We start from the raw sequence: 24,946 nt of genomic DNA on the forward strand, positions 1-24,946 counted from the left end.
TTACCATTAAACTGTACCCTACAGATAGCTGCTTAATAAGCATACAGTTCATTCTCAATAAGCACCTAATTTTTTCAAGGGGTCTGTGCCTCCCAAACCTTTATCTGGCTTGATTTAGAGGCGATTGTCGCCCCTTGAAATCAAACACATGCGACTTACCGTGTATTTTTTGGTCAATATATATTTAGCTTCACAGTATGAGTACAAGTTTTCGGAAGGAGATTTTTCAGTAGTGCTGAGTGTAAACCCATAACTAAAAGTTAGGGGATTGAACAAAGAAAATAGCAGATGGGTAAAAACTACCCATCTGCTACTAGTAGACGGAGGTATAAACTTGATTACTTAATTGGCATGAGCCAAATGTTGAGATTCAGCAGCAGAATACTTCACAGCTTTGACCAGTTCTTTGAGAACTTCTTTAAGTCGTTGGTCAATTTCCTCATCAAGCTGTATGCTACCATCACTTTGCCATTGAATCTGTTTATCTACTGCATAAATAGTACCTAGGATATGTCGCGCTCCTAATTCAGATAAGACAGGTTTTAAAGCATATTCAATTGCCAACAAATGAGCTATTGTCCCGCCAGTGGCGATTGGTAGTATGACTTTTCCTGAGAATGATTTCTGTGGTAGTAAGTCCAAAAACGCTTTGAGTACACCTGTATAGGACGCTTTGTAGATTGGGGTAGAAATAATCGCAGCATCTGCTTTTGCCAATAAGGCTTTTGGCTGTTCCAATGCTGGGCTGTCATATCTTCCAAAAACTAAATCTTCAGCAGGCAAATCACGAGCTGAGATAATGTCTACATGCAAGCCTTCTTGTCCTAAAAGCTTGGCAGTATATTCCAAAATACCGTAGGTTCTTGAGGGATGAGATGGACTACCAGCGATCGCCAGAATATGAGTCATTTAATTAAACTCCAATTTTTAAAACAGGTTTAGTGTATTTTGTGGTTTTGCGATCCATAGCTTTGCCTATATTGACCGTGGCAATTTTTAGATTGTCGATTTGAGATTTTTCTTCAATCGAAAATCCAAACTTACGCACAAAGGTTATCTGTTGAGACTGGGTGTAAGGGTTTTGCTCACTTACACCGCTTGTCTAAACCCTTGATTTTTCGTATCACTGTGTAAGTCCTATGCAAAATTGAGTAACCTTCCTCATACTAGGATACGGGTGTAGCTTGTTCTCTCGACTGCTGCTTGGGAAAATCTTCATTGGCAACAATCTCGCCAAATGGACTTAAAACATGTTGCTGTTCGACTGGGGGCAGATTCTCTAAAGGCAAATGGTGGAATAAAAGTTCCGCGACCCGATAGGCTTCCTCTAGGTGAGGATAGCCAGAGAGGATAAAGGTTTCAATACCCAAATCTGCATATTCCAACATCCTGGCTGCCACTGTCTGGGGATCGCCTACCAGGGCTGTTCCTGCACCTCCTCTGACTAAACCAACGCCAGTCCAAAGGTTTGGGCTAATCTGTAACGCTTTGCGATCGCCTTTATGTAATTGCGTCATCCGGCGTTGCCCAATTGAATCCATACGTGCATAGGCGTTTTGAGCTTTCGCGATCGCTTCGTCATCTACATACCGAATCAATCGATTTGCTGCATCCCAAGCTTCGCTTTCAGTTTCCCGCACTATTACATGTAGGCGAATGCCAAACCGCAAAGTTCGTCCTTGTGTCTGTGCAAGTCTGCGAACTGAGGCAATTTTTTCGGCTACTTGTGCTGGTGGTTCGCCCCAAGTTAGATAGACATCTACGTGCTTGGCAGCAATCTTTTGAGCAACGGCAGAGGAACCGCCAAACCACAAGGATGGATATGGCTGCTGAACAGGAGGAAACAGCAGCTTTCCATCTTGAATGTCGAGATAGTTGCCCTTGAGATTAGCTACTTGACCGCTAGCGATCGCCCGCCAAACTGTCAAAAATTCATCCGTTAATTCATAGCGCTGGTCGTGACTCAGGTGCAAGCCATCTCCTGCTAACTCCACGGGATCGCCACCTGTAACTACGTTAATCAGCAAACGTCCACCAGAGATGCGATCGAAGGTTGCTGCCATCCGTGCTGCTACTGCTGGCGACACTAATCCGGGACGTATTGCCACCAGAAAACGCATCTGTCGAGTTAGTTGTACGAGGCTTGATGCCACAATCCATGCATCTTCGCAAGAGCGCCCTGTGGGTAGTAATGCTCCCGTATAGCCCAGGTCATCCACTGCTTGAGCAATTTGTCGCAAGTATGGAAAGTTAACTGCTCGTCCGCCTGTTGCAGTTCCAAGATAGCGTCCGTCGCCATGAGTAGGGATGAACCATAGTAGCTGCATGAGTCTTGTCCTTTAAAATACGGTAAAACCGTAGTAATACCGTAGTTTTTATATAGCTTAAGAGTATTACACATTCCCTTTAAGTAAGCAAGGGGTTTTCAAAAAAAACTACGGTATTTCTATCTATTAAATGTATTTAAACTAATAAATAATGAGCTTTTTATTGTAAACCTCTAGTGCCCTGACATATTAATTACCTAAAGGTGTGAACTTATACCAATTCGGAATTACAAATTTCAAAAGTCTGATTTTATCTAGATTTCCAGCTTTGCATCTGTTGCCTTGTTTTGGAGAATTGGTATTAAAACATCGTCTTTTTTAAATCTTGTGTTTGATAGTACAAGTTAGCTTCATATTAAGTCATTTCTTTAGATAGACGATGAAACCAACTAGATAAAGATAACTTTTAATTATTCACTGTTTGTTTCATACCTTAAAAGCTCCTTAATGTCATTCTGAGGAGCTTTTATAAATTTAAAAGTATCCTTGTTAAGGATAATTATCCTAATAGAAATCATTTATCAAGTAAATCTTAACTTTGCAGGTGAGCCAGTGCATTGCTTTGGTTCCCAAAGTTGTTGCAACTGGCGTTGCGCTAACGAAGTGTAACTCACATTCTTTACTGTGCGCTTTTACCAAAAGTCATAGCTATTAGCCATTAACTTTATTTGAGAATTTGTCTGAGTGCTGGTTGTAAATTCGGATATTGATACTCAAAGCCTGCTTCCAGCGTGCGCTTGGGTAGGACTTGTTGACCTTCTAAGACGACTATTGCCCCATCTCCTAAGAGAGCTTCTAAAGCAAAAGCAGGCACAGGCAACCAAGAAGGACGATTCATAACTTGCCCCATAGTTTGGCTTAAATCTGCCATACGAACAGGGTTGGGGGCAGTGGCATTGTATACACCTTCTATTTCTAGTTTAGTTAAAGCTTGTACAATCAAGTTAACTAAATCGTCTACGTGAATCCAGGAAAACCATTGCCGACCACTGCCAATAGGCCCACCTGCGAAGAGTTTGAAGGGTGTAATCATTTTGCCCAAGGCACCACCCAACCCCAAGATAATACCAAAACGCAGAATTACCAGCCGCACACCAGCATCTTTTACTTTTCTCGCTTCTGCTTCCCAAGCTTGGCAGACTTGGGCGAGAAAATCGTTACCAGATAGACTTGTTTCATCAAAAGTAGCGGTTTCACTAGTACCGTAATAGCCAATAGCTGAAGCGTTGACTAAGACAGTTGGCTTAGGATTGGCGTTAGCTATTGCTTCGACTATTTTCTGCGTGCCTAGCTGACGACTATTGAGGATTTCTTGTTTGTGTTCGGGTGTCCAACGTTTCTCTGCGATGGGTTCTCCTGCTAGGTTAACCACACCATCACAACCAGCGATCGCATCTTGCCAAGAACCAGATACATTTGGTGTATAGGCAACAATTTCTACATGAGGAAAAGCTTCAGGTGGAAAAACCTTTTGAGCAAAATTGGTATTGCGGGTTAACACCAGCACTCTATTACCTTCCTTGTGGAGTCGTTCTACCAAGCGACTACCCACAAATCCTGTTGCACCAGTAACTGCGATTTTCATAATGCACCTCCACCAAACCCTTATTTTAAAGTTTTTTATCAAACTTTCAACTTGCATTCTTAGTTGTAGCAAGTGGCGTTGCTGAGTCAAATTCCCCACTCAGCAACGCCAGTCCGCTCAAGTCGGGAGACCCTTGACGCTCGTGACGCTCAAAGACTCGCGCTTCGCTGCGCTAACGGCAGTTCCTCAGTAATAATTGCTCAGCACTGATTTTTCCCCAGTCCCTAGTTTGGTTCTTAAACTTAATGAAACTATAATGACTTGCCGTTTAGATACCTCGGTATTATAGGATGGACGGAGTGTTGCAAGGCCTGGGGCTATTATGGCTCGCTATACCTGTTCATTTACTCTTTCTATCCCAATTGAGCATATCCAGCCATTGCTTGTAGATCTTCTACAGGATTGTGATTTGGAAATTCAATACTACACAGCCGATTACATTATGGCTCGTGAGATTCCTGGTAGTATTTCTTTCTCGAAGATGGTGACAGCAGAAGTTCTGATTGATAAATCAACAGCTACCGAAACAGAAACTCGGATGAGTATCGTAATTAAAAACGAAGAACTGCCACTTCAACTTGATAACCACTGCCGACAAATGTTTGAATTTATCAAGGAGGCCATTGAACACAGTCGCCATTGGCATCTGATTGAAAGTATTGCTGGATAATAGTTTTTCTGCTTCTAGTCAAAATGCTAGTGTGCTGTGGCTAGCTTTAAGCAAAGCTAGCTTTAGCAATATATCGTGTTTGAAAGTAAGCAGGCCAATAGTAAAAAACTACCAAAATTGGCATATTTTTAATCTTCTATATCCTCATCTTCAGTCATGCCGGGATTTATGAGTGTAATGTCATACTCGCTAGAATCAGTTTGTCCCGATCGCTGAGTATTTTTTAATAGATAATAAATGGCACGAACTTGAGGCCCAAAAACGATTTCATCTTCATTTTTCAAATCGTGGGCTGGCATCTTGCGCCCATTAATCATCATACCATTGGCACTCGGCTTTCCTTTAGCGTCACCATCTACAATCCGGTAATAATAGCTGTGACTATTGTGTTCTCGTGGCAATCTCACTAATGTAGCATGGCGACGTGAGACAAACTGAGACACTAAACGAATATTGCACTCGCGATCTCTACCGATAGAGTAGAGGGGATTTTCCAAAGAAAATTCCTTGCGACCTTGATCGTCTTCAATAATCAGTAGATGGCTTTCATTTGTTTCTGCTGGCATCGATCTATCGTTACTACAATCAGTTAGAGTTTGATTAATTAAGAGTTTTTTGGTATCTTTCCCTGGCATTCTCGCGCACTCATAGTTGATAGTACTGGTTTAAATGAGCGTTAAAAGTGCATATTTACTGCAAAAGTAGAACAACCATGTTCTACTCTATGACTACTGTTGCCCTTGAAGGAGTTTCAACAGGGTTTGTGAGATGCATAACACTACCCCTGTTAAGGTAAGTAAAAATCTGGAAAATTCGGCTCGATTTTCGAGATTTCACCTTCGTATTCTTCGCGTCTACGTCGTTCAAAAAAGTTTTTGAACCGCGTAGGCGCGAAGAACCAGAAGAAAAGAGTTTTTTCTCAAATCACACTTTAACAGGGGTAATGCGTAACACCTAACTATCGATTTAGTTTAACCTGAGATGGGAAAAACCAACATTTTGGTTGGCAAGATTCAAAGGAACTGATGACTGATAAATTTGGCAGCAATACTCCTCTCATGTCGCTTTGGCTATCGCAATATCATTAAGATTGCAAAGGAGCAAGGGAAGAGGGGGAATTTGCAACAAATCTTTCTCTTCATCTCCTTTATCTTTATTAAGCTAGCCGTCGTAATAACAGTGAGTTAGTGACAACACTAACTGAGCTAAAAGCCATTAATGCAGCGGCACCAGATGGGCTAAGGACAAAACCCAAACTTGGCAACAAAACACCTGCTGCTAAAGGAATACCGATTGTATTATACGCAAAAGCCCAGAATAAATTCTGGCGGATTTTGTTGAAGGTGGCACGACTAAGCCGAATTGATTCGACAACGTCGTTTAAGCGATCGCGCATTAAAACAATTTCGGCTGTTTCCATTGCTACATCCGTCCCGGAGTGTAAAGCAATTCCTACATCTGCTTGCGATAAAGCTGGAGCATCATTAATTCCATCTCCAACCATTGCGATTTTACAGGCATTCGCTTGTAATTCTTGGATGACAGCCGCTTTTTTACTGGGAGGAACTCCTGCCATTACGTCAGCGCTATTTAGTCCTAGTTGTTTAGCTATGGCACTAGCTGCTTCTAATCTATCGCCACTGAGCAGTATTACCCGTAAACCCATCTGACGTAACTTGTCTACTGTGGTTTGAGCATCGGATCTGAGGGTATCTTGAACAGCAATTAGTCCGGCTAGAGTCCCCCCAACTGCCGCATAAACAACTGTTTTACCTTCGGCTGCCAACTTCTGAGCTACCTGTTGTACGGTGTCACCTATGGAAATTCCATGCCAACTCAACCAGTCCCAGTTCCCCAACAGCACAGTTGCTCCCTCTACTACCGCAGATACACCCAATCCGGGTTCCGTATGGAAATCTACAGCATCTGGAATAGATAATTGTTGTCGTTGCGCTTCCTGCTGAATCGCTTTTGCTACGGGATGGTGAGTGCCACTTTCTACTGCTGCTGCTAGTTGAATTAGGGATTGGGTATTGGGTATTGAGGATTGGGGATTGGGTATTGGGGATTGGGGATTGGGTATTGGGTATTGGTAATTCTTTTTGTCTTCTTTATCCCCAGTCCCCAGTCCCTCCAGCGTAAGACAATCTGTGACTGTGGGATTACCTGTGGTGAGGGTACCAGTTTTATCAAATACCACTGTGTCTAACTGGTAGACTCTTTCTAGCACGTCACCACCTTTGATTAACAAACCCCGTTCTGCGCCTATGCCAGTTCCCACAAGAATGGCTGTAGGAGTGGCAAGTCCTAAAGCACAAGGACAAGCGACGACCATAACTGCGATCGCTAGTTTTAAGCTAGTTAATAATGGGGAGTGGTGAGTGGACAGTGTAGAGTGGGGAGCATTATGTGCGGCGTGGCTCATCATTTCCATGCCACCTGAAATGGCGAGATCTGGCCAGATGTGACTGCCGAAAAAGTACCAAAATACAAATGTCAATACAGCAGCTGTCAAAACACCGTAGGTAAAGTAACCAGCTACTGTATCTGCTAGTTTCTGTACTGGGGCTTTACGAGTTTGGGCGGCTTCTACCAAGGCGACAATTTGAGCTAGAGTGGTATCACTACCAGTACGCATTGCCTGGATTGCGATCGCTCCTGACTGGTTGATAGTTCCGGCTGCCACCATATCTCTTGGCTGCTTGATAACTGGCACTGCTTCTCCAGTCAGCATCGACTCATCCACCGTTGTATTTCCAAAACGAACTTCTCCATCAACGGGGATTTTATCTCCTGGCAGTACCTGCAACCATTCACCAACGCGCACTTGTTCAGCAGGAATCTCTACACTATTCGATCCCCCTCCTAACTTTTCGGGGTCGGGATTGGCAATTAATCGCGCCACCTGTGGTTGGAGTGCCAGCAATTGTCTAAATGCTGCGGCGGCACGTCTTCTAGCTTGTTGCTCTAATGTTCTTCCCAGTAGGATAAAGCCCAGCATCATCACAGGTTCGTCGAAGAAGCATTCCCAACCCATTTGAGGAAACAGCAGCGCTACTAAACTAGCAGTGTAGGCAGTCAGCGTTCCCAATCCTACTAAAGTGTTCATGTTGGGCGCATTGCGCCGCCAGCCCAGCCAGCCATCTACTAAAATTGGGCGACCAGGAATTAGTAGTGCTACCGTTGCCAGTCCGCAGTGAAACCAAATGTTATTTAATACTGGCAATATTGAGCCAGTAATGCTGCCAAAGTGTCCAATTCCCGACAATACCAGCAGCACCCCTGCAACAATCAACTGCCTGATGGCAGAACGCATCTGTTGGCGCTGTTGTTCTGCTGGATCTTCTAGGGTTCCGCCTGCTTCTTTATCGCTAGCTTTCCGTGGTTGGGTCGGGAATCCAGCTGCTGTCAATCGCTTTGCCAGTGCATCTGCATCTACCGCACCAGTTTCTGACTCTACGACTGCTACTTCTGTAGCTAGATTCACACAGGCACTCTTGACTCCTGGATGTTGGGTTAGCTGTCGCTCTACAGCCTTCACGCACCCAGCACACTTCATACCCCCTACATCCAGAATAATTTTCTCTGAGGTAAGGGCTAGTGCCGGAGCAAGGTTAGTTTTTGGGACGAGTGGCATGGCAAGTGTTTAATTCGCTACAAAGATTCAACGCCTCACTAAAAGCGTCTCTAATTCGAGCGTAGGCGAAATCTGCGACTATGACAGAACGTCAATAATATTAATTTTATTAAATTATGGTAAGTGGGAGTTCAAAGTTAGGAGTTAAAGTCCTTCAGGTAAGGATAGGAAAAACTCTTCCCAGTTCCCAGTCCCTAGTTTTTAGCAAAGTGTCAATTACGGCTCCAACTTCGATACAACAGATTTATAAGTCTCAAAGTCACGCAGAAAGCCTGTTTTACTTCTGAATTTTAACTTCTGAATTCTGAATTCTGCTGTAAGTTATGTAGATAATAGCTCCAATTTGTATTGGCATCATGATAATGAGGCTTTTCCAAAAATAGTTGGTGTCTAAATTAGACATAGTGCTAAAGTAGCCTACACCTAACAGCAAAAATAGTACCCAGGAAAGATGTTTACGTTTGATGGTTAGCATTTGAGTATGAATAATTTGTAAGTATGCACCTAGAATTTATAGACAAAAATAGGAATTAAATTGTGAGAATCGAATTTTTGGTGCAGCATGGTAAAATAACCACGCAGTTAGAAATCAGAAGTTTTATCTTGTCTGTGCCCCTCTGCCTTCTTCTCCTAAAACCAACCTTGTTTGTTGACAAAGTAGGTATTTACGAATTCTTCAGGAGACTTGTTCAAATAGATCATGCCTTCAATCAATCCCACAAGTTGCATAATCAACAATGTAACGCCGTAGGTGAAGGAACCTGCTACTACTGATATAACTAGCATAATGAAACCTTCTGGAGCGTATCCCAAAATAAACTTATGAACCCCAAAACCTCCGAAAATAATGCCACAGTATCCAGCGAGAAGTTGTTTGGTAGGGTGACTGGGATTGAGATTTGACATGTGAGTGTTCCTCCTCATTTAACTGAGTACAAAATTAAATAATTTATTGTAATAAAACACGAGAATATATTTGCCTAGTAAATATATTTTTAGTGTTTTTGTTAGTAGCAGTACGTCCCAACAATAAATTGGCTCAACCAAGATGCCAAGATTATAGAGGGAACACTAGTGCAGTGTGAGGGTAATGACTATTCAGCAGCTACTAGGCTTTTCAATGACCTTTAGTAACTGTGACTATAAAACCTAGCACAGTAGTTTTGCCAATTCTTAAGTAAGAGTCTCTTAAGCAGAAATAATCCCAATAACGAGCAAAAACGTTCATACTACACCACTTTATACAAGTCCATCAGTGTTACCTCCGGACTTTTTTCAATGGCTGTAATGATGAGGATACGCTTTAATTGGAAATGCCTGCATTAGGCATAAAGGGCATGTTGTTATCTGCTAGGAGGAAACAATCTTATCACAGATGAATTGGATAGAAATAGCTTAGAAGCTCAGTTAGTTGCTGCTCTTCACGCGTATAGGTAAAACTGGGATTTAAAACCCAATTATTCCTGCCACAAACAGCTTAATAATCGCTCAAGTTTTCTAGATACTACTAAATGTTAACCTAAACATTTTGTAATCTATTTAACAGTATTGCTACAACTATATCTGTTGCTAGGCTATTTACACTGAAGCTAAGATTCATGCTTATGAAGCATAACCAGTAATGTATTACTACTAACGCCGATGAAAGCAAATATTTTTATATTCTGCAACCGTAAGGCGCAAGTTACATTAATTACTTCCACCTAAGAGGAAGAGGCTCAGTAGTGTGCCACTATTCCAGAGGCTGTGGAGGAGCATAGGCGCAAGGAGGTTACGCGATCGCGTGTATACAAAACCCAAGACGATCCCCAATGCTGTGAGTGGCAGAATTTCGGACAAACTCAGGTGAGCGATCGCAAACAACACAGCACTGACGATAATCGATCCCCAAACAGGCAAGTAACGAGTTAGGGAAGGCAACAAAAAGCCGCGAAACAGAAGTTCTTCAAAAAATGGAGCTGCGATCGCAGCTGTCGAGAAAAAGATGCCAAGTGCTACAGCATCTTGGCTTTCTAGCGCTAGTTGCAACAGCGGATTACTACCACCCTGTCCTTGCCATAGTTGTTGATTAATTAACGATACCACCACAACTATAGGTAAAGCAGCGCAATAGCCACCGAGTCCCCACAAAAACCATTTATCCTGTAAACGAAAGCGAAACCAGGACTCTGGTAGTGGAAAAAAGCGTTTAATAGAGAAATATAACACCGACAGCGCACCTGATGCTACTAGCAGGTAACTAATTAAGACGAAGACAGCCTGAATTCGCACATTACCAACAGGACGCGGGATGGGGATCAGCGATAAGATTAGGGGTACAAAAACTTGTCCCATGAAGAAAAAGCCCAGGACAAAAACCTGCACAATCATTTCTCCATCCCAAGGCGTTGACCAAGGTACATCACCATTTTGAGCTAATAAGGCTGCTTTTCCCTTCAATAAGCGCTGAGCAATTAAGAAAATCAGCACAATCGTGCCGACCAATGCGGCTAAGGTGGGAATAGTACCAATCAGCGCTAATTTCAACACAGCTTGAGCAGCGGCTTCTTGTTGTGCGGCTTGAACAGATGATAGAGCTTCTTGTCGTTGCTGAAGTTGGTAAAGTTGAATCAAGGCAGTAGAGCGAAACCAACCTTCTAAGTTCTTTTGAATCAGCTGTTGAGCGTTGGGAAGTATACGAGGGGGATTACTCCAAAGTCCGCTTAACACAGTAGCCGTTCCACCAATTTCAGTGCTGAGTTTGGACGGCTGAGTGCTGAGTGAGGATTTAGGAGTTAGGAGTTTTGCATCTGTGGCAGGGTTATCTTTTTCTAATCGCTTTTGTAATTCGCTCCAAGTTTTGAGAGCTGTATTAGTCTTTCCTTGCTGTGCTTGTAAAATTCCCAGTCGCAAGTCTAATTCAGCCAGCAATTTTTGTAGTTGCTTGAGTGACTGCTGTGATTTTTGCTGTTGATCCCCACCAGAGTTAGTAGTGGGAGTACCTTCTGGTAGAGGTTTAGAAGGTGTGGGAAGTGTCTGAGATTGAGAACGCAGTTGTGCGAGTTGTTTTTGAGCTTTGTCTAAATTAGTTTCAACTGATTGACGCGCCTCCTGATACTGCTTTGTGGCGTTTTCCAGGGGTTGGTCACCAAGTATCGCTTCTCGAATTGCCGGGAAAGTATCACCTTTACTGTCTCCTGGTTGCCAAGCTTGTGCTTGCAGAGCAATGTTAGTTTGGTACAATTCCAGGCGACTTTGGAACTGGGGTTCTTGCCAACTACCAAATAAAGAAGAAATTGCCAACAGAACAGCTATTGGTGTTAGCACAAAAAATAAAATCAAACGCTTAATTGTCATCTATCCCCCTTTGACGAACCAGTGGAGAGCGCGTCCCCCTTGGGAATTATCGCAAGAAAAAGCAAGAGGTGGATAGATTACGATCGATATTATGAATCTGCGATCGCGCCTGTCATGCTAAATTACAACCCATTGCACTGCCTACCCTCCGCTGAGGATTTGCCCGATTCTGACGATGAACCTGTGGATAATCAGTTACAGCATTTAATTCCTGCTTTGCTCGAAGCTATCTTAGCTTGGTTGTGGGCAAGCCGGATGGATTGGTTTTTCGGGGTTGATATGGGAATTTATTACGATCCCGATCTACCCCCGATTGTACCTGATGGATTTTTAAGCTTGGGAGTCGAGCGAGTTTTTGATGAAAACTTGCGCTTAAGTTATGTGCTGTGGGAAGAAAAAGTAATGCCAATTATGGCGTTAGAAGTTGTTTCTCATCGGCGACGTGGGGAATATACACACAAAAAGAAACTCTATGCTGAAATGGAGATTTTATATTATGTTGTGTACAATCCTCAACGCCGCAGAAAACCACCTTTAGAAGTGTATCGCTTTGATAATGGTGAATATGTATTGCGATCGGGAAATCCTGTTTGGTTGCCAGAGGTAGGTTTAGCAATGGGTTACGAACGGGGAACTTATCAAGGAATTACGCGGGATTGGTTATATTGGTATGACGAGCAAACAGTTAGATATTTATCACCAGAAGAACGGGCTGTAGCTGCGGAACAACGCGCTACAACTGCCGAACAACGCGCTCAACGGTTGGCAGAAGAGTTGCGAAGGTTGGGGATAAATCCTGATACTTTGAGTTGAGTAAGTTAGCTAATTTTGTTTTATTAGTGTTGTGGCTGGGAAATGCGATCGCATATTAAAAGCCTACTGGAGATTAATCAATTAAATTCACTAAATTTCAGTAATTAATATTTAATTGATCAAAAAAATCTAATTTTTTCAGTTTAAATACGGTTAGATTTTGAATTATATAGTTACCAAAATAACTGGAATAATAGCTGCGTTTTAGGTTAATTCTACTATATTTTTTTCCTCACCCAAGCCCGAAATGATTTTAGTAAGGTAATTTCGCCAGTAGTTTTACTTTGCTGAATAAATCTACTCAGATCGCTCACTGAAACCAAGGGAAAAGCAATACTAAACTCACACTCAACATATTGCCCTTCTATCAACTGATAAAATTTTAAATCTTGACCGTTATATCTCCACAGTTCAGGAACACCCAGCGCTGAATAAATTCCAAATTTATTAACTGAACTGCTGGTAATGTCAATTTCTATTGCTAAATCAGGCGGCGGATCGGTTTCTAAGTCTAAAGTTTCCCTACCTCTAATAGCTAGTTCATTTTGGATATAGTAACAAGTATCTGGTTCTATTCCCCGCTTTAATATTTTACGTTTCAATGTTGTTGAGCCAGCGCTTCTAATTTCAATTCCTAATTCTTCAGCTAGAGCAATAATAAAATTCCCAAAATTGCTTTTGGGGTTCTCATGTTCAAACAGTGGAGTCATAATTTCTAAAGTGCCGCAGTCGTAAGCAAACCGCGAACCTCTATCTTCACCTGTATCTCTTAGCAAAGCCTCAAAGGTTTCCCAGCTAATGTTATGTAGCACTGTTCTTTGTTCGGCTGGTGTTGACTTTACAAGCATATTAAAATGTTTCTAATGTCAGAATACTAGTCATTCTGGTAAACTGCTAAAAGCTATTTATCTTCCTGGCTAAATAGTTCTAATAAACCAATTGTACCTACAAAAAAAGTATAAACACCATATTGCAATGGCATTTTATTTCTGGAATTTGCATAAATAGTGGCGATTACTCCTTCCAAAAAATGAGCTGCGATCGCAAATCGCTCTATCCAAAAAATTATATTTAGACTACCTGGTATTTTATTATTAGTTATTAATGCGGAAAGATTCCATAATTCTAAGATAATTGCACTAGCGATCAGAACTGTAGATATAACTTTTACTAGAAGAAACAATTTTTGCTTTGTACTCATAAAAATCCTGCTATAGACAACTAATTCTGTATTATCCAACTTTAAATATAGCGGAAATTATGAGTTTTAAAGTAATACAAGGTATGAAACCGATGAATTTAACTAATAGAATCTGAACGATTAGGTAAATTTTTAATCGTGGCGATCGCAATCAGAACAATTACTAAAACTAATGCTACATTTCTTAACAAAGAATTGTTCCAGTGCTTAATTGCGATCGCAACCAGTGCCCAGACTGTTACTCCTATGTAAGCAATGTCTTGACGTTGGATGCCAATGATTGCTGCAATTGAAGAAGCCGCCAATAACATGATGACAGTCCAAATTTGAGCAGAGATGCCCCATCCGTTCCATCTCTGAAAATACAAGGCACACGCTACATTCACAATAGTTGCGACGCTAATCCAGCCTAGATAAATGCTGATGGGAAAGTGAACACTCCATTTCTTAGAACGAGGTACTTGCTTGTATCCAATTCCTAATCGCAGGTAAATACCAATCAAAGGCACTAGAATTAAGAGCATTGCAATTATAGAAAGTCCAAAAAGTCTGGAGAGGAAAAGATACACCCAAATACTTTGAGCTATACAGGCAATTACCAATAGATATCCTGTCTTGCGTAAATCTAAATCATGTTTCTGGTTAGGTAGAAACTGATAAATTCCAAATGCAAATAATCCCAGGTAAATCAGTCCCCAGATGATGAAGGCATAGTTAGCAGGGATAATCAGAACATTGTTGAACAAAGTGTTGGAAATTTCCCCTATGCTAAGTCCATTGAGCGGAAAAATATTTGATGCGATATTGACAATGAAAGCGCCGATAATTCCAAATAAGGTAACAAACTGGCGTAGAAAATCCCAGTTTTTGCTAGATGTAGATGGCTGCATGGGAAAGTGAGACGATATATATCTTCTATGTTTTCACACTAGCAATTTTTTGGGAACTGGGGACTGGGAGTCAGCAGTCATTTAAAGCAGTGCTTAATTAGACTTACCTTGTAATGGTCGTGTAACCATACATTGTTCTGCTGCTGGAAAACCCAAAACTTCGGAAAAAATTAATTAAATTTATACTTTTATTTTGAGAGCTAAATGTCAATGCGAGCAAATTTAAACTCTTTCTTACTCCCGTAGTGCATAACCTACACCACGCACTGTATGAACTAAGCGTTTCTCGTTGTTTTCCTCTAGCTTCAGACGCAGATAGCGAATATAGACTTCGATAATATTAGAATCGCCCATGAAATCGTAACCCCAAACTTTTTCTAAAATTTGGTCTCTAGTAAATACCTGACGAGGATGTGAAAGGAGATATTCTAATAAGTCAAACTCTTTTGCTGTTAACTCAATGCTTCGTTTACCTCGAAATACTTCACGGGTGCGGCGATTTAAGCTCAAATCTTCAAACTGTAACAAGTCTTCATCTGTGTCTTGAGTGCGCCGCAGATGGGCGCGGATTCTTGCCAGCAGTTCTTCAATGCTGAAGGGCTTAACTACATAATCATCGGCTCCTGCATCTAATCCTGCCACGCGATCGCTCACTTCATCTCTTGCTGTCAACAAAATCACCGGCACAGAAGAGCCTGTTGCACGCAGACGGCGGCAAATTTCTAAACCCGTTAACCCTGGTAACATCCAATCTAGAACGGCTAAATCTGGCGATGACTCGCGTGCCAATGTCAATCCAGTGATGCCATCATGGGCTATGCTAACTTTGTATCCTTCGCTACTCAGTTCTAACTCGACAAATCGCGCTAGTTTGACTTCATCTTCAACCAAAAGGATATGTGCTGTCATATTTTTGCTGCTCAACTAGGTAATTTCTGAATGAAAGTACTGCTGTAACCAAGCTCTAATTAAATTATGACTTTGCCACCCATGCTTTCGACTAAGTGTTTGACAATGGATAAACCTAAGCCTGCTTCCCCAGTCGAACGAGCGCCGAAGGGATCGACTCGATACAAAGGTTCAAAAATGCGGGACTGATCGCAAAGGGGAATACCATCACCCTTGTCGCTGACTTGAATGACTGCCCAACTATCAGCCTGAGTGAGTTGCAAGCTAACTAGCTCATCTGCATTCGAGTATTTCACTGCATTACCAATCAAATGGCTTAACGCCTGCATGAGTTGATTTCGATCTACCTTCACTCTCACAGGAAAGGGTGCAACTTCTAAATGGATTACTCGATGCTCAAATTTCTTTGTCATCTCCGCTATGTCTGCAACCACATCATTCAATATCAGTGATTCAGATTGTAAGGGCATCATACTGTGACTTGCCCGTGTCAGATCCAATAAGTTTTGCAAAATATGAGTCATACGTTCTGCTTCTGAGACAGCCATCTCTAAAGCTTCTTGTTGGGCATTTGTTAAGTTATGACTACGTTGCCAGCTTCTTTGCAGATATGGAGGATAAACCATGCTGATACCATTTCCCAAAAATAATGATACAGATCCAAACCCAGAAACCTAGACTAAATGGGACTTTCTTAATTACGAATTACGAATTACGAATTACGAATTGGTATGAGAGGTGTCTGTAACTCATGAGCTAAATTGTTAATAAACTGTTACTGCTGTCTCACCTCAGCGCTGACTCACCACATACATCTGCCAAATAAGATAAAGATTTGAAGCGAAGACTGACGACTTGTTCATAGAGAGGATTGAGTTTACACAGAGGTGGAATATGAAAGAGTTTTTTGCCAAAAAGTGTAATATTTCTCTCGAAAGGACAATAAGCTGGAATGATTTTGCACAATAAATGGGCTACTTCTTGGTTTTGAATTTCTATACTTTCCAACCAATGACGCAGAGGATTTAGTAGACCATTATTAGATTCCATATGACTTGAGCTTTTCATGGTTAAATTTTTCTCCTGTTTGATTATTTATACTTGTTTTGAAGAGATAAATAATAGATTTTTTAGGTATAATTCCACTTTAATGTAGACGAGTGTGAAAAAAATGAGTTTTCCCTGAATATAACTATAGCTTTTGCTTAAAAAGCTGAAAACCTTTCTGCATAAGTGTTATCAAGCCATTTTTAAAAAAATATTTTTATAAGAATATTAAGCTTGAAATCTCAGAATACTTTAATTTATGCATCAGCTTGAACTCATAGTAATGAAGCAATCTATTAGTTACAAGTTTGATTCATCCAAAAGCGAGGATATCATCATGAAAGGTTTAATTTGTGGTAGTTTATCTGCTTTAATACTTACTACATCTACTGCGGCGATCGCTACACCTGTAAAGTATGAACAGTCAAATGCAGATAGACATAGACAATCTCAAGTAGCATTTAACGTAGACGTTCCCCATATTACTCACTCTGGTGTACGAAATGATACTCATTTTATTAGAGTGGCAGTAGTTGGTATGTCTCTGCAAGACCTAATGATTTCGTTACCAAGTCAGATGGAACGCTTTAATGGAGTTCGGATTCAAGATCGCTCGGGTAGAGAAATTGCAGCTAAAACAGAGATTAGTAAAGAACGTTTGTCAATCACCTTTGACCAACCCGTAAATCCTGGAAGTTCTGTGGAAGTACAATTTACAGGTGTGCAAACAAGAATTCCAGTTCATAAAATCCTACTTTATGGAGTAACCGCTAAAAGGGTTGGATTGGCAGGAGACATCCCTATTGGAACAGCGAGAATTGATCTTCCCGATAAAGGTTAGAATATACAGCATAAATTAGGAGTCAAAACTCAGAAGTAAAATTTCCTTTAAATCTCGCCCTTGAGTTTAAAAGGTTTACCTCATTAACTTGCAAAATACTGTATATTCAAAAGTGCCGACTTTGTTAACAGAGTTGGCATTTAAATGTTAGTATTTCTATTTAAATATAAAGATAAAAATCATTATAAAATAAAAATTCCTTTAAAGCTTATTGATTAGTGCAATATGGCATACATTAAATATCAATTTGAAAAAGGTTGACAGACAAGCCGACTTTATAAACTTTCTTTACTTCTGCTTCCTGTTTCCTGCCTTCACTAGCTATACAGGTAAACTTATTGTAAATATACTCCCTTCCCCTAACTTTGATTGCACGCTCACACTACCCCCCATACCTTCTACAAGTGTCTTGACAATCGATAAACCCAAACCGCAACCCCCAGTCATATGACTGCGGGATTCATCTACGCGGTAAAATCTCTCAAAAATACGTGCTTGGTGTTGCAAAGGAATGCCATAACCCTTGTCGCAAACTTGAATAATTGCTGTTTCCTTAAGTTGATTTAACTTGAAAATCACAGGTGTATCAGCTTCAGAATATTTAACAGCATTATCAATCAAATTCAGTAATACTTGTTTGATACGACTGTAGTCTACTTTCACTTCAATTGGATAACTTGTTGACTCAATGGTAATGACGCGATCGCTATATTTTTCTGCCATAACTACAATTTCTTCAATTAAGTCATTCAGCACGTAAGATTTCATCTGAAAGTGCAAATAACCACTATCTGCTCTTGCTAAATCAAGTAAATCTTGTAGCAGGCGGATGGTACGTTCGGCTTCTGATGCAGCAGTTTCTAAAGCTTCTTGTTGGGTTTGAGTTAAGTTATTCTGCCGTCGCAAAACGCTTTGTAAGTAACCATGTACAATTGTCAAAGGTGTGCGTAACTCGTGAGAAACATTACTCACAAATTCTCGTTCTTGCTCCCACGATTGAGAGAGGCGCGACAACAGCATAGTTAAGGTTTGAGCTAATTCTTTAACTTCGCTGGGTGCATTATCAAGATATAATTGTGCTTTTCCTAAATCTTCTGCGGAAATGACAGCAGTCATTTGACTTAGCTGGCGCAGAGGTTGCAGAGAACGCTTAATATAAAATGCGATCGCAGCTGTTAAGACAATAATTGCCAAAATACTAGTAACACCTAAACTCTGCACCATTACCACAAACATTGTCTGTTCGCGGGTAATATCTTTCACAACAAATAATTCGCCCAGTAACTTACCCTGTACTTCTATAGAAGCACCACATAAAACAAAGTAGCTTTGGTTAACTTTGTAAACTTGCGATCTAATCGGCATCTGAGTCAAGGATATTAACTCAGCTAGCATAGAATCAGATAACGAATCTAAAGTTGTAGATTTTGCTAATATTTGATTATTAGGACTTTTTACCCATAATAATATATTGGTATTTGCTAAGTTATCAATGGCCTTTTGCAAACCAGTTTCAGGCTGCATCATTTCACTATAAATTTGTACATCTCGCGGCAAACGCTTGGCGATTTGTTCTATGTTATACTTATGACTATCAATTAAGATTTGCTGCATTTTCCAACTAGTCCATGTAGCGAGGCTACCTAATACCAAAGCTGAAAATGTAGCTATGCCAATTGTTAGGCGTAACTGTAATGAAAATGGATCTATATTTCTCCAAACTCTTTTGATTTGCTTCACTGTTCGGGTTGTGTTTTGGGTGCAAAAAAAGGCTTTACTAATAAAATCAGACTGCTAAATTTAATTTGATTGGCAACATCTATATCTTTAGTTATAACTGATTTAAAATTACCTCTGTTGCATACCTACAGTGAAAAGAGCGGTTATTCCAAAAAGATTACTAAAAATTTTTATTTCATCGCCCTCTTGAGTCTGCAAAGCCTCTCTAATAATAATTTAAATGCATTCACTAGTAATTAAATTAATTTAAGCTGAGAATTTTATTAAAACTTCTGCTACTGTTAAAGCCAGTAGAGATAAACTCGAATGTCTCTGCTGGCTTAAATACATAAGTTTAGCGTGTATTTATACTATTAAGATAGCTTGTTTATCTTGCTCAATTTCTAGTTCCTGATGTTGTGTTTCATACTCACAAAATTGCTGAATAAGTTTAGCAACTAAACCTGTCCACCCAGTTTGATGACTGGCTCCAATTCCAGCTCCATTATCGCCATGAAAATACTCATGGAATAAAATTAAATCTCGCCAGTACGGGTCATTTTGAAACTTCTGTTTTCCACCATAAACAGGACGTTGACCAGAGGAATTTTGCAAGAAAATTTTAGTTAGCCTTTGAGATAGTTCTGATGCAACTTCCCAAAGTGTCATCATTTGACCAGAACCTGTGGGACATTCCACTTTAAAATCATCTCCTAGGTAATAATGAAACTTTTGCAAAGATTCAATTAGTAAGAAATTCACCGGGAACCAAATAGGGCCGCGCCAGTTAGAATTACCACCAAATAGATCGCTACTAGATTCAGCTGGTTCATAATCTACACGAAATTGGCAACCGTTAACATCAAAAGTATAAGGTTGTTCGGCATGAAATCGAGAAAGTGCGCGAATACCGTAGGGGCTAAAAAACTCGCTTTCATCCAGCATTTTTTGCAAAATACTTCTTAATTTGTCCCGTGAAACAATTGCTAGTAATCTTCTAGCACCCATCCCTCTTGTTTCCATGCAAGCTACATTTTGTCGCAAATCAGGACGGTTTTGGATAAACCATTCCAATCGCTTTTTAAAACCAGGAAGCATTTTTAAGGTTTCTGGTTCAATTGTTTCAATAGCAAATAGAGGAATTAATCCCACCATTGACCGAACTTTCAAAGTAATCTGTCGTTCCGATAGATGTAACACATCGTAATAAAAACCATCTGATTCATTCCACAAACTGGCTTCCATTTCGCCAATTTTGTTCATAGCGTCAGCAATGTAAAGAAAATGCTCAAAAAACTTAGTAGCAATGTCTTCGTAAACAGGATTAGTCTTTGCTAATTCTAAAGCGATCGCCAACATATTTAAACAATACATACCCATCCAACTAGTACCATCAGATTGGTCGATATGTCCACCTGTTGGTAAAGCTGCACTGCGGTCAAATACACCTATGTTATCTAACCCTAGAAATCCTCCTTGAAAGACATTATTACCACGAGCATCTTTGCGATTTACCCACCAAGTAAAATTGAGCATTAGTTTTTGAAACACTCGTTCTAAAAACTGTCGGTCTGTTCGCCCGTAAATTTTTTGCTCAATCTTATAAATACGCCAAGTCGCCCAGGCATGAACTGGCGGATTAACATCACTAAATTGCCATTCATAAGCAGGAATTTGCCCATTAGGATGCATATACCATTCCCGTGTTAAAACATCCAATTGGTACTTAGCAAAATCTGGATCGATCATTGCTAAGGGAATGGTGTGGAATGCCAAATCCCAAGCCGCAAACCAGGGATATTCCCACTTGTCAGGCATGGAAAGAATATCTTCATTGTAGAGATGAAACCACTCTTGATTTCTGCCATTTTGGCGTTCTGATGGGGGTGGCGGTGTGTTGCGATCGCCTTTCAGCCAATCCTCTAAAATATAGTGATAAAATTGCTTACTCCAAAGCATTCCTGCAAATGCTTGTCGCTGCACATTCCGCATATCTTCACTGAGAGGATATGGTGTAATGCGCTGATAAAATTCATCTGCTTCTTTTTGCCTTTTCAAAAAAATTGCATCAAAATCTTTACCCAACGGTTCAACAAAATCAGATACATCACTGAGCCGTAATTTAATAATTTTAGTTTCACTGGCACCAACTGTTAATATATAATTAGCAGATGCTTTTGTACCAAATTTATCGGGATTTACTGCTGTTTTTTGATTATGTACAATATAGTCATTAATGCCATCTTTGACATAGGCAGATGTATTAGGATAATCAAACAATCGTTGATAATTTGTCTCGTTTTCTGTAAAGAGAATTTCGGTTGCTTCCTGACAATATAGCCACCTCTTTCCTAAAGTTGGGTGACATGCCTCAATAATATTGCAGCCATTATATGATTTAATCTCTTTTAAAGTAGGTTTATTTGTATCCCCATTCCAAGACCAAGTATTACGAAACCAAATAGTAGGTAACAGGTGCAGTGTCTTAGCTTCTGTTCCTCGATTTGTTACTTTGATTTGAATGAGAATATCTTCCGCAGAATCCTTAGCATATTCCACAAATATATCAAAGTAGCGATTGTCATCAAATACACCTGTATCTAACAGTTCAAATTCTGGTTCTCGACGATTTCGGCGTTGATTTTCTGCAACTAACTGGGAGTAAGGAAAGGCTGTATGAGGATATTTGTACAGCGCTTTCATATATGAATGAGTGGGGGTACTGTCTAAATAAAAATAATATTCTTTGACATCTTCGCCGTGATTACCTTCACTACCAGTCAACCCAAAGATTCTTTCTTTAATGATAGAATCTTCGCCATTCCAAAGGGCGATCGCAAAACAAAGTCGTTGATGATTATCAGAAATACCAAAAATCCCATCTTCACCCCAACGATAGGCGCGAGAACGAGCTTGATCGTGGGTAAAATAGTCCCACGCAGTACCATTAGGACTGTAGTCTTCGCGCACAGTTCCCCACTGGCGATCGCTCAAATAAGGCCCCCATCTGCGCCAATGGGCTACGTGATTTAATGCTTCTTGTAACCTAATTTCTTCTTGGGTTGGAGTTTTCATAATCTTACCCTGTGCATGTTTGCACTTTGCTTGAGTTTATTTGCTATGTGGAGTATCGCTTTTTTAACCAAGATGACGCTGAAATTTCGATTAAGAATTGATGGTAAAATTAATAAATAAAAATGTAGGATAAACTCATAAAAAAATCATATAACTTTTTGTTAGCTATTTAATCTGTTTCCAAAGGAATTTCACTTTAGCTATATCCTTATGCTAGTTTGGAGATGGAAATACTAGACTGCTAAGCAAGAGAGTGAGAAATGCATACCAAACAACGCTTCTACACTCCAGAAGAATATTTGGCACAAGAGGAAGTTGCAGAGTTTCGCAGCGAGTACCGAGATGGAGAAATCGTGCCTATGACGGGTGGCTCAATCAATCATAATCAAATTGCAGGCAATGTCTACGCTTATTTGAAATTCATACTTCGTAAAACAGATTTCAAACCATATATCGGTGATTTGCGGTTGTTAATTCCCCGGTATCGACAGTATACATATCCAGATATATTTTTGATTAAAGGTCAGCCAGTTTTTCAAGAGCAACGTAGAGATACAATTTTGAATCCCTGTTTAATTGTTGAGGTTTTATCAAAATCTACAAAAGATTACGACCGTACCGATAAATTTCGTTACTATCGCTCTCTTCCAGAGTTTCAGGAATATGTATTAATTAATCAGTATGAAATTGGGATTGAGCAGTATACGAAGACAGAAGGAAATTCATGGCTATTTCGTGCCTACGAAGCTGACACTAAAAACATAGTTTTTGCTTCAATAAATGTGGAAATCACAGTCGAAGATATCTATGAAAATGTTGACTTTAATTTGGCAGATACAGAAAGGTGAGAACTAGGCTAACTCAATACTTAAGTCCTGAGTTATTTCCTGCATCAACTCTCTGTCGCCAACCAAGCGCGTAAAACCTCTGCCACTGTCCACGCTTGGGCAATACATCCTCGTGGAGTTATCGGGGCATCACCATCAAAAATCTCGCTGAGACTGCCAAGACCATGTGCGGTGAGATGATTAGCCATTGGCTGGAGAAATTGACGCGCCTGCTGGGGATTTTTGTAGACGCGCAGGTGTGCTAGAACAAACGGCCCCAACAACCAACCCCAGACTGTTCCCTGGTGATAAGCCCCATCACGATGATACCGATCGCCACCATATTTTCCCTGATATTGAGAATGGTTGGGAGCAAGCGATCGCAATCCATGGGAAGTTAGTAGCATCTGCCCACAAACACCTACCACTCCTCTTTGTTGGGCTGGAGTGAGCGGACTTTCGGGTAAGGACACGGCGAAAATTTGGTTAGGGCGCAACGATGCATCGTCCCCATCGGGACTATCTAGCACATCGTAGCAGTAGCCTGTCTTCTGATTCCAAAAGCGAGAAAACCTAACTTGGGCGCAGTCGGCGATCGCCTCATACTCTTGGTGGGGCTTGCCAAGAAGACGGGCAAACTTTGCCATTGTCCGTAGAGCATTATACCATAGAGCATTGACTTCCACAGGTTTGCCAATGCGAGGCGTTACTACCCAATCTCCAACCTTGGCATCCATCCAAGTAAGTTGTACGCCCATTTCCCCTGCATAAAGTAAACCATCAGTAGAATCGAGGTGGATGTTGTAGCGTGTGCCGCGACAGTGCCAGTTGACGATGTCTGCCAGCACGGGGAATAGTTCCATCAGCAAATCATTATCCTCGGTGGCGTTGTAGTAAGCACGAATGGCTTCAAAATACCAGAGAGTTGCATCGACTGTGTTGTATTCTGGTGTTTCACCTGCATCTGGAAAACGATTGGGCAACATTCCCCGATCTACATGCCTAGCAAAAGTGCGAAGAATCGAGCGTGCAACTTCTGGGCGACCAGTAGCAAGGGTCAAGCCTGGCAGGCTAATCATAGTATCGCGTCCCCAGTCACTAAACCAGTGATAACCAGCGATAATAGTTTTGCCATAAGGGTCTTTTGGCACGGAGCGGTCAACGATAAACTGGTCAGCAGCTAACACTAAACGATTGACCCAAGCAGGAGAATCGGCAGCATTAACAGGTCGGTTAGATTTCCAGAGTCCGATTAATTTCTGCTCTAGAGTCTGGCGGTGTTTGAGGGCTGCTTCAGCATTGAAGTCTGGTTGCTTCTCAGTGCTAGCAACAAACGTCAGCGCTTCCCCAGGATTGAGTGTAACTTCAAAAGTAGCGGCGTGGAGGTGGTCTTCTTTGTCGCTCAATCCCCGATAACGTTCAACTGCTAGGTCAAAGCCATAGTACCAGTTGTGAATAGGCGACGCACTACCCTGGTCGCTCAGCAGATATATTGGTACAGCATCAGGATAAGCAGTCACGCAAATCCCTTGTGTAACTGGCTCAACGCTCATTTGCCAGCCGTTGCTTTGGGTGTCGCCGTGGTAATCGCGGTAGTTGACCATTGCTTTAAGTGTCAGCTTCAGCGGTTGGGTAGCACGACACAGAATGTATTGAACATAGGTTGTATTGGCTCCCTGCTGCATCCATACTCGTTTTTCTAACAAAGCATCAGCAACAGCAAAACGCCACACGGGAATTGTCCCTTCTAGAGAAAAACTTTCGATGTGTCGATAGCCTTGGGGACTGACGATACCATCTGCCCAACGGTTCGTATTGACAGAATAAGAGCGAGTATCATACAGGACAGTTTCATCTAGTTTTGCCAGCAGTAAGGTGCGACCTAGAGGCGGTTGTAAAGCCGCTACTAGTAAGCCGTGATAGCGGCGGGTCAACAAACCTGCCACCGTTCCAGAGGCGTAACCACCAATGCTATTAGTAACCAACCATTCCCGTGACTCTGCGGTGTCGAGATTGCCGCAGATTTCCCGCCCAAATTCAATACACATAAGTCAACACTCTTTCTGGCG

Annotated in this window: 20 protein-coding genes; 4 read left to right on the forward strand and 16 right to left on the reverse strand. The window is 41.1% G+C overall.

The annotated features are described in order from the left end of the window. Nucleotides 1-342 precede the first annotated feature (342 nt). From ssuE to RMY31_RS30655, 3 genes are all read right to left on the reverse strand, one after another. Nucleotides 343-909 (reverse strand): NADPH-dependent FMN reductase, encoded by a 567-nt coding sequence (gene ssuE / locus RMY31_RS30645; protein WP_322658301.1) that lies wholly within the window; start codon nucleotides 907-909, stop codon nucleotides 343-345. 257 nt (nucleotides 910-1,166) lie between these two features. Then, nucleotides 1,167-2,327, reverse strand: a complete 1,161-nt coding sequence (gene ssuD / locus RMY31_RS30650) for an FMNH2-dependent alkanesulfonate monooxygenase (RefSeq protein WP_322658299.1) — start codon at nucleotides 2,325-2,327, stop codon at nucleotides 1,167-1,169. A gap of 664 nt (nucleotides 2,328-2,991) precedes the next feature. Then, nucleotides 2,992-3,912, reverse strand: coding sequence for a TIGR01777 family oxidoreductase (locus RMY31_RS30655; protein ID WP_322658298.1), 921 nt, complete (start codon nucleotides 3,910-3,912; stop codon nucleotides 2,992-2,994). Nucleotides 3,913-4,234: 322 nt separating this feature from the next. Here RMY31_RS30655 and RMY31_RS30660 point away from each other — a divergent pair, with 322 nt between their 5' ends. After that, entirely contained in the window at nucleotides 4,235-4,582 is a 348-nt protein-coding gene (locus tag RMY31_RS30660; protein ID WP_322658297.1) for a hypothetical protein, read from the forward strand. A gap of 128 nt (nucleotides 4,583-4,710) precedes the next feature. On the opposite strand, the gene RMY31_RS30665 is transcribed toward RMY31_RS30660, so the two are convergent. The 4 genes from RMY31_RS30665 to RMY31_RS30680 form a co-directional block, all read right to left on the reverse strand. Beyond that, a complete protein-coding gene (locus tag RMY31_RS30665) occupies nucleotides 4,711-5,217 on the reverse strand; it encodes an FHA domain-containing protein (RefSeq protein ID WP_322658296.1) in 507 nt (168 codons plus the stop codon). Between the two features lie 521 nt (nucleotides 5,218-5,738). Next, nucleotides 5,739-8,219, reverse strand: coding sequence for a heavy metal translocating P-type ATPase (locus RMY31_RS30670; RefSeq protein ID WP_322658295.1), 2,481 nt, complete (start codon nucleotides 8,217-8,219; stop codon nucleotides 5,739-5,741). 630 nt (nucleotides 8,220-8,849) lie between these two features. Further along, on the reverse strand, nucleotides 8,850-9,125 hold the full coding sequence (locus RMY31_RS30675) for a TM2 domain-containing protein (protein WP_322658294.1): 276 nt from the start codon (nucleotides 9,123-9,125) through the stop codon (nucleotides 8,850-8,852). 783 nt (nucleotides 9,126-9,908) lie between these two features. Further along, entirely contained in the window at nucleotides 9,909-11,555 is a 1,647-nt protein-coding gene (locus RMY31_RS30680; RefSeq protein ID WP_322658293.1) for a type II CAAX endopeptidase family protein, read from the reverse strand. Nucleotides 11,556-11,669: 114 nt separating this feature from the next. On the opposite strand from RMY31_RS30680, the gene RMY31_RS30685 reads away from it, so the two are divergent. Next, complete coding sequence (locus RMY31_RS30685) at nucleotides 11,670-12,368, forward strand: Uma2 family endonuclease (RefSeq protein ID WP_322658306.1); 699 nt, start codon at nucleotides 11,670-11,672, stop codon at nucleotides 12,366-12,368. Nucleotides 12,369-12,586: 218 nt separating this feature from the next. Here RMY31_RS30685 and RMY31_RS30690 read toward each other — a convergent pair whose 3' ends face one another. The 6 genes from RMY31_RS30690 to RMY31_RS30715 all read right to left on the reverse strand — a co-directional run bounded on the left by RMY31_RS30690 (nucleotide 12,587) and on the right by RMY31_RS30715 (nucleotide 16,436). Beyond that, the gene (locus RMY31_RS30690; RefSeq protein ID WP_322658292.1) at nucleotides 12,587-13,216 is read right to left on the reverse strand and encodes a Uma2 family endonuclease; all 630 of its coding nucleotides are present in this window, start codon (nucleotides 13,214-13,216) and stop codon (nucleotides 12,587-12,589) included. A 53-nt stretch (nucleotides 13,217-13,269) separates the two neighbouring features. Continuing rightward, entirely contained in the window at nucleotides 13,270-13,569 is a 300-nt protein-coding gene (locus RMY31_RS30695) for a hypothetical protein (protein ID WP_322658291.1), read from the reverse strand. A 98-nt stretch (nucleotides 13,570-13,667) separates the two neighbouring features. Next, nucleotides 13,668-14,459: a tryptophan-rich sensory protein gene (locus RMY31_RS30700; RefSeq protein WP_322658290.1), complete on the reverse strand. Its 792-nt coding sequence runs from the start codon at nucleotides 14,457-14,459 to the stop codon at nucleotides 13,668-13,670. A gap of 234 nt (nucleotides 14,460-14,693) precedes the next feature. Next, on the reverse strand, nucleotides 14,694-15,368 hold the full coding sequence (locus tag RMY31_RS30705) for a response regulator transcription factor (RefSeq protein WP_322658289.1): 675 nt from the start codon (nucleotides 15,366-15,368) through the stop codon (nucleotides 14,694-14,696). 59 nt (nucleotides 15,369-15,427) lie between these two features. Continuing rightward, complete coding sequence (locus RMY31_RS30710; protein WP_322658288.1) at nucleotides 15,428-15,994, reverse strand: HAMP domain-containing sensor histidine kinase; 567 nt, start codon at nucleotides 15,992-15,994, stop codon at nucleotides 15,428-15,430. Nucleotides 15,995-16,154: 160 nt separating this feature from the next. Then, nucleotides 16,155-16,436, reverse strand: a complete 282-nt coding sequence (locus RMY31_RS30715; protein ID WP_322658287.1) for a Mo-dependent nitrogenase C-terminal domain-containing protein — start codon at nucleotides 16,434-16,436, stop codon at nucleotides 16,155-16,157. Nucleotides 16,437-16,752: 316 nt separating this feature from the next. Here RMY31_RS30715 and RMY31_RS30720 point away from each other — a divergent pair, with 316 nt between their 5' ends. Beyond that, nucleotides 16,753-17,256, forward strand: coding sequence for a hypothetical protein (locus RMY31_RS30720; protein WP_322658286.1), 504 nt, complete (start codon nucleotides 16,753-16,755; stop codon nucleotides 17,254-17,256). Between the two features lie 321 nt (nucleotides 17,257-17,577). Here the strand turns inward: RMY31_RS30720 and RMY31_RS30725 are convergent, their stop codons facing one another. Further along, on the reverse strand, nucleotides 17,578-18,996 hold the full coding sequence (locus RMY31_RS30725; RefSeq protein ID WP_322658285.1) for a sensor histidine kinase: 1,419 nt from the start codon (nucleotides 18,994-18,996) through the stop codon (nucleotides 17,578-17,580). A gap of 345 nt (nucleotides 18,997-19,341) precedes the next feature. Next, nucleotides 19,342-22,050: an MGH1-like glycoside hydrolase domain-containing protein gene (locus RMY31_RS30730; protein ID WP_322658284.1), complete on the reverse strand. Its 2,709-nt coding sequence runs from the start codon at nucleotides 22,048-22,050 to the stop codon at nucleotides 19,342-19,344. Nucleotides 22,051-22,310: 260 nt separating this feature from the next. Between RMY31_RS30730 and RMY31_RS30735 the strand changes: the two genes are divergently transcribed. After that, nucleotides 22,311-22,898 (forward strand): Uma2 family endonuclease, encoded by a 588-nt coding sequence (locus RMY31_RS30735; protein ID WP_322658283.1) that lies wholly within the window; start codon nucleotides 22,311-22,313, stop codon nucleotides 22,896-22,898. A 44-nt stretch (nucleotides 22,899-22,942) separates the two neighbouring features. On the opposite strand, the gene RMY31_RS30740 is transcribed toward RMY31_RS30735, so the two are convergent. Then, nucleotides 22,943-24,925, reverse strand: a complete 1,983-nt coding sequence (locus RMY31_RS30740) for an amylo-alpha-1,6-glucosidase (RefSeq protein WP_322658282.1) — start codon at nucleotides 24,923-24,925, stop codon at nucleotides 22,943-22,945. Nucleotides 24,926-24,946: the final 21 nt, after the last annotated feature.

The sequence above is a fragment of the Dendronalium sp. ChiSLP03b genome (assembly GCF_034531165.2).
GTDB lineage: Bacteria > Cyanobacteriota > Cyanobacteriia > Cyanobacteriales > Nostocaceae > Dendronalium > Dendronalium minutum.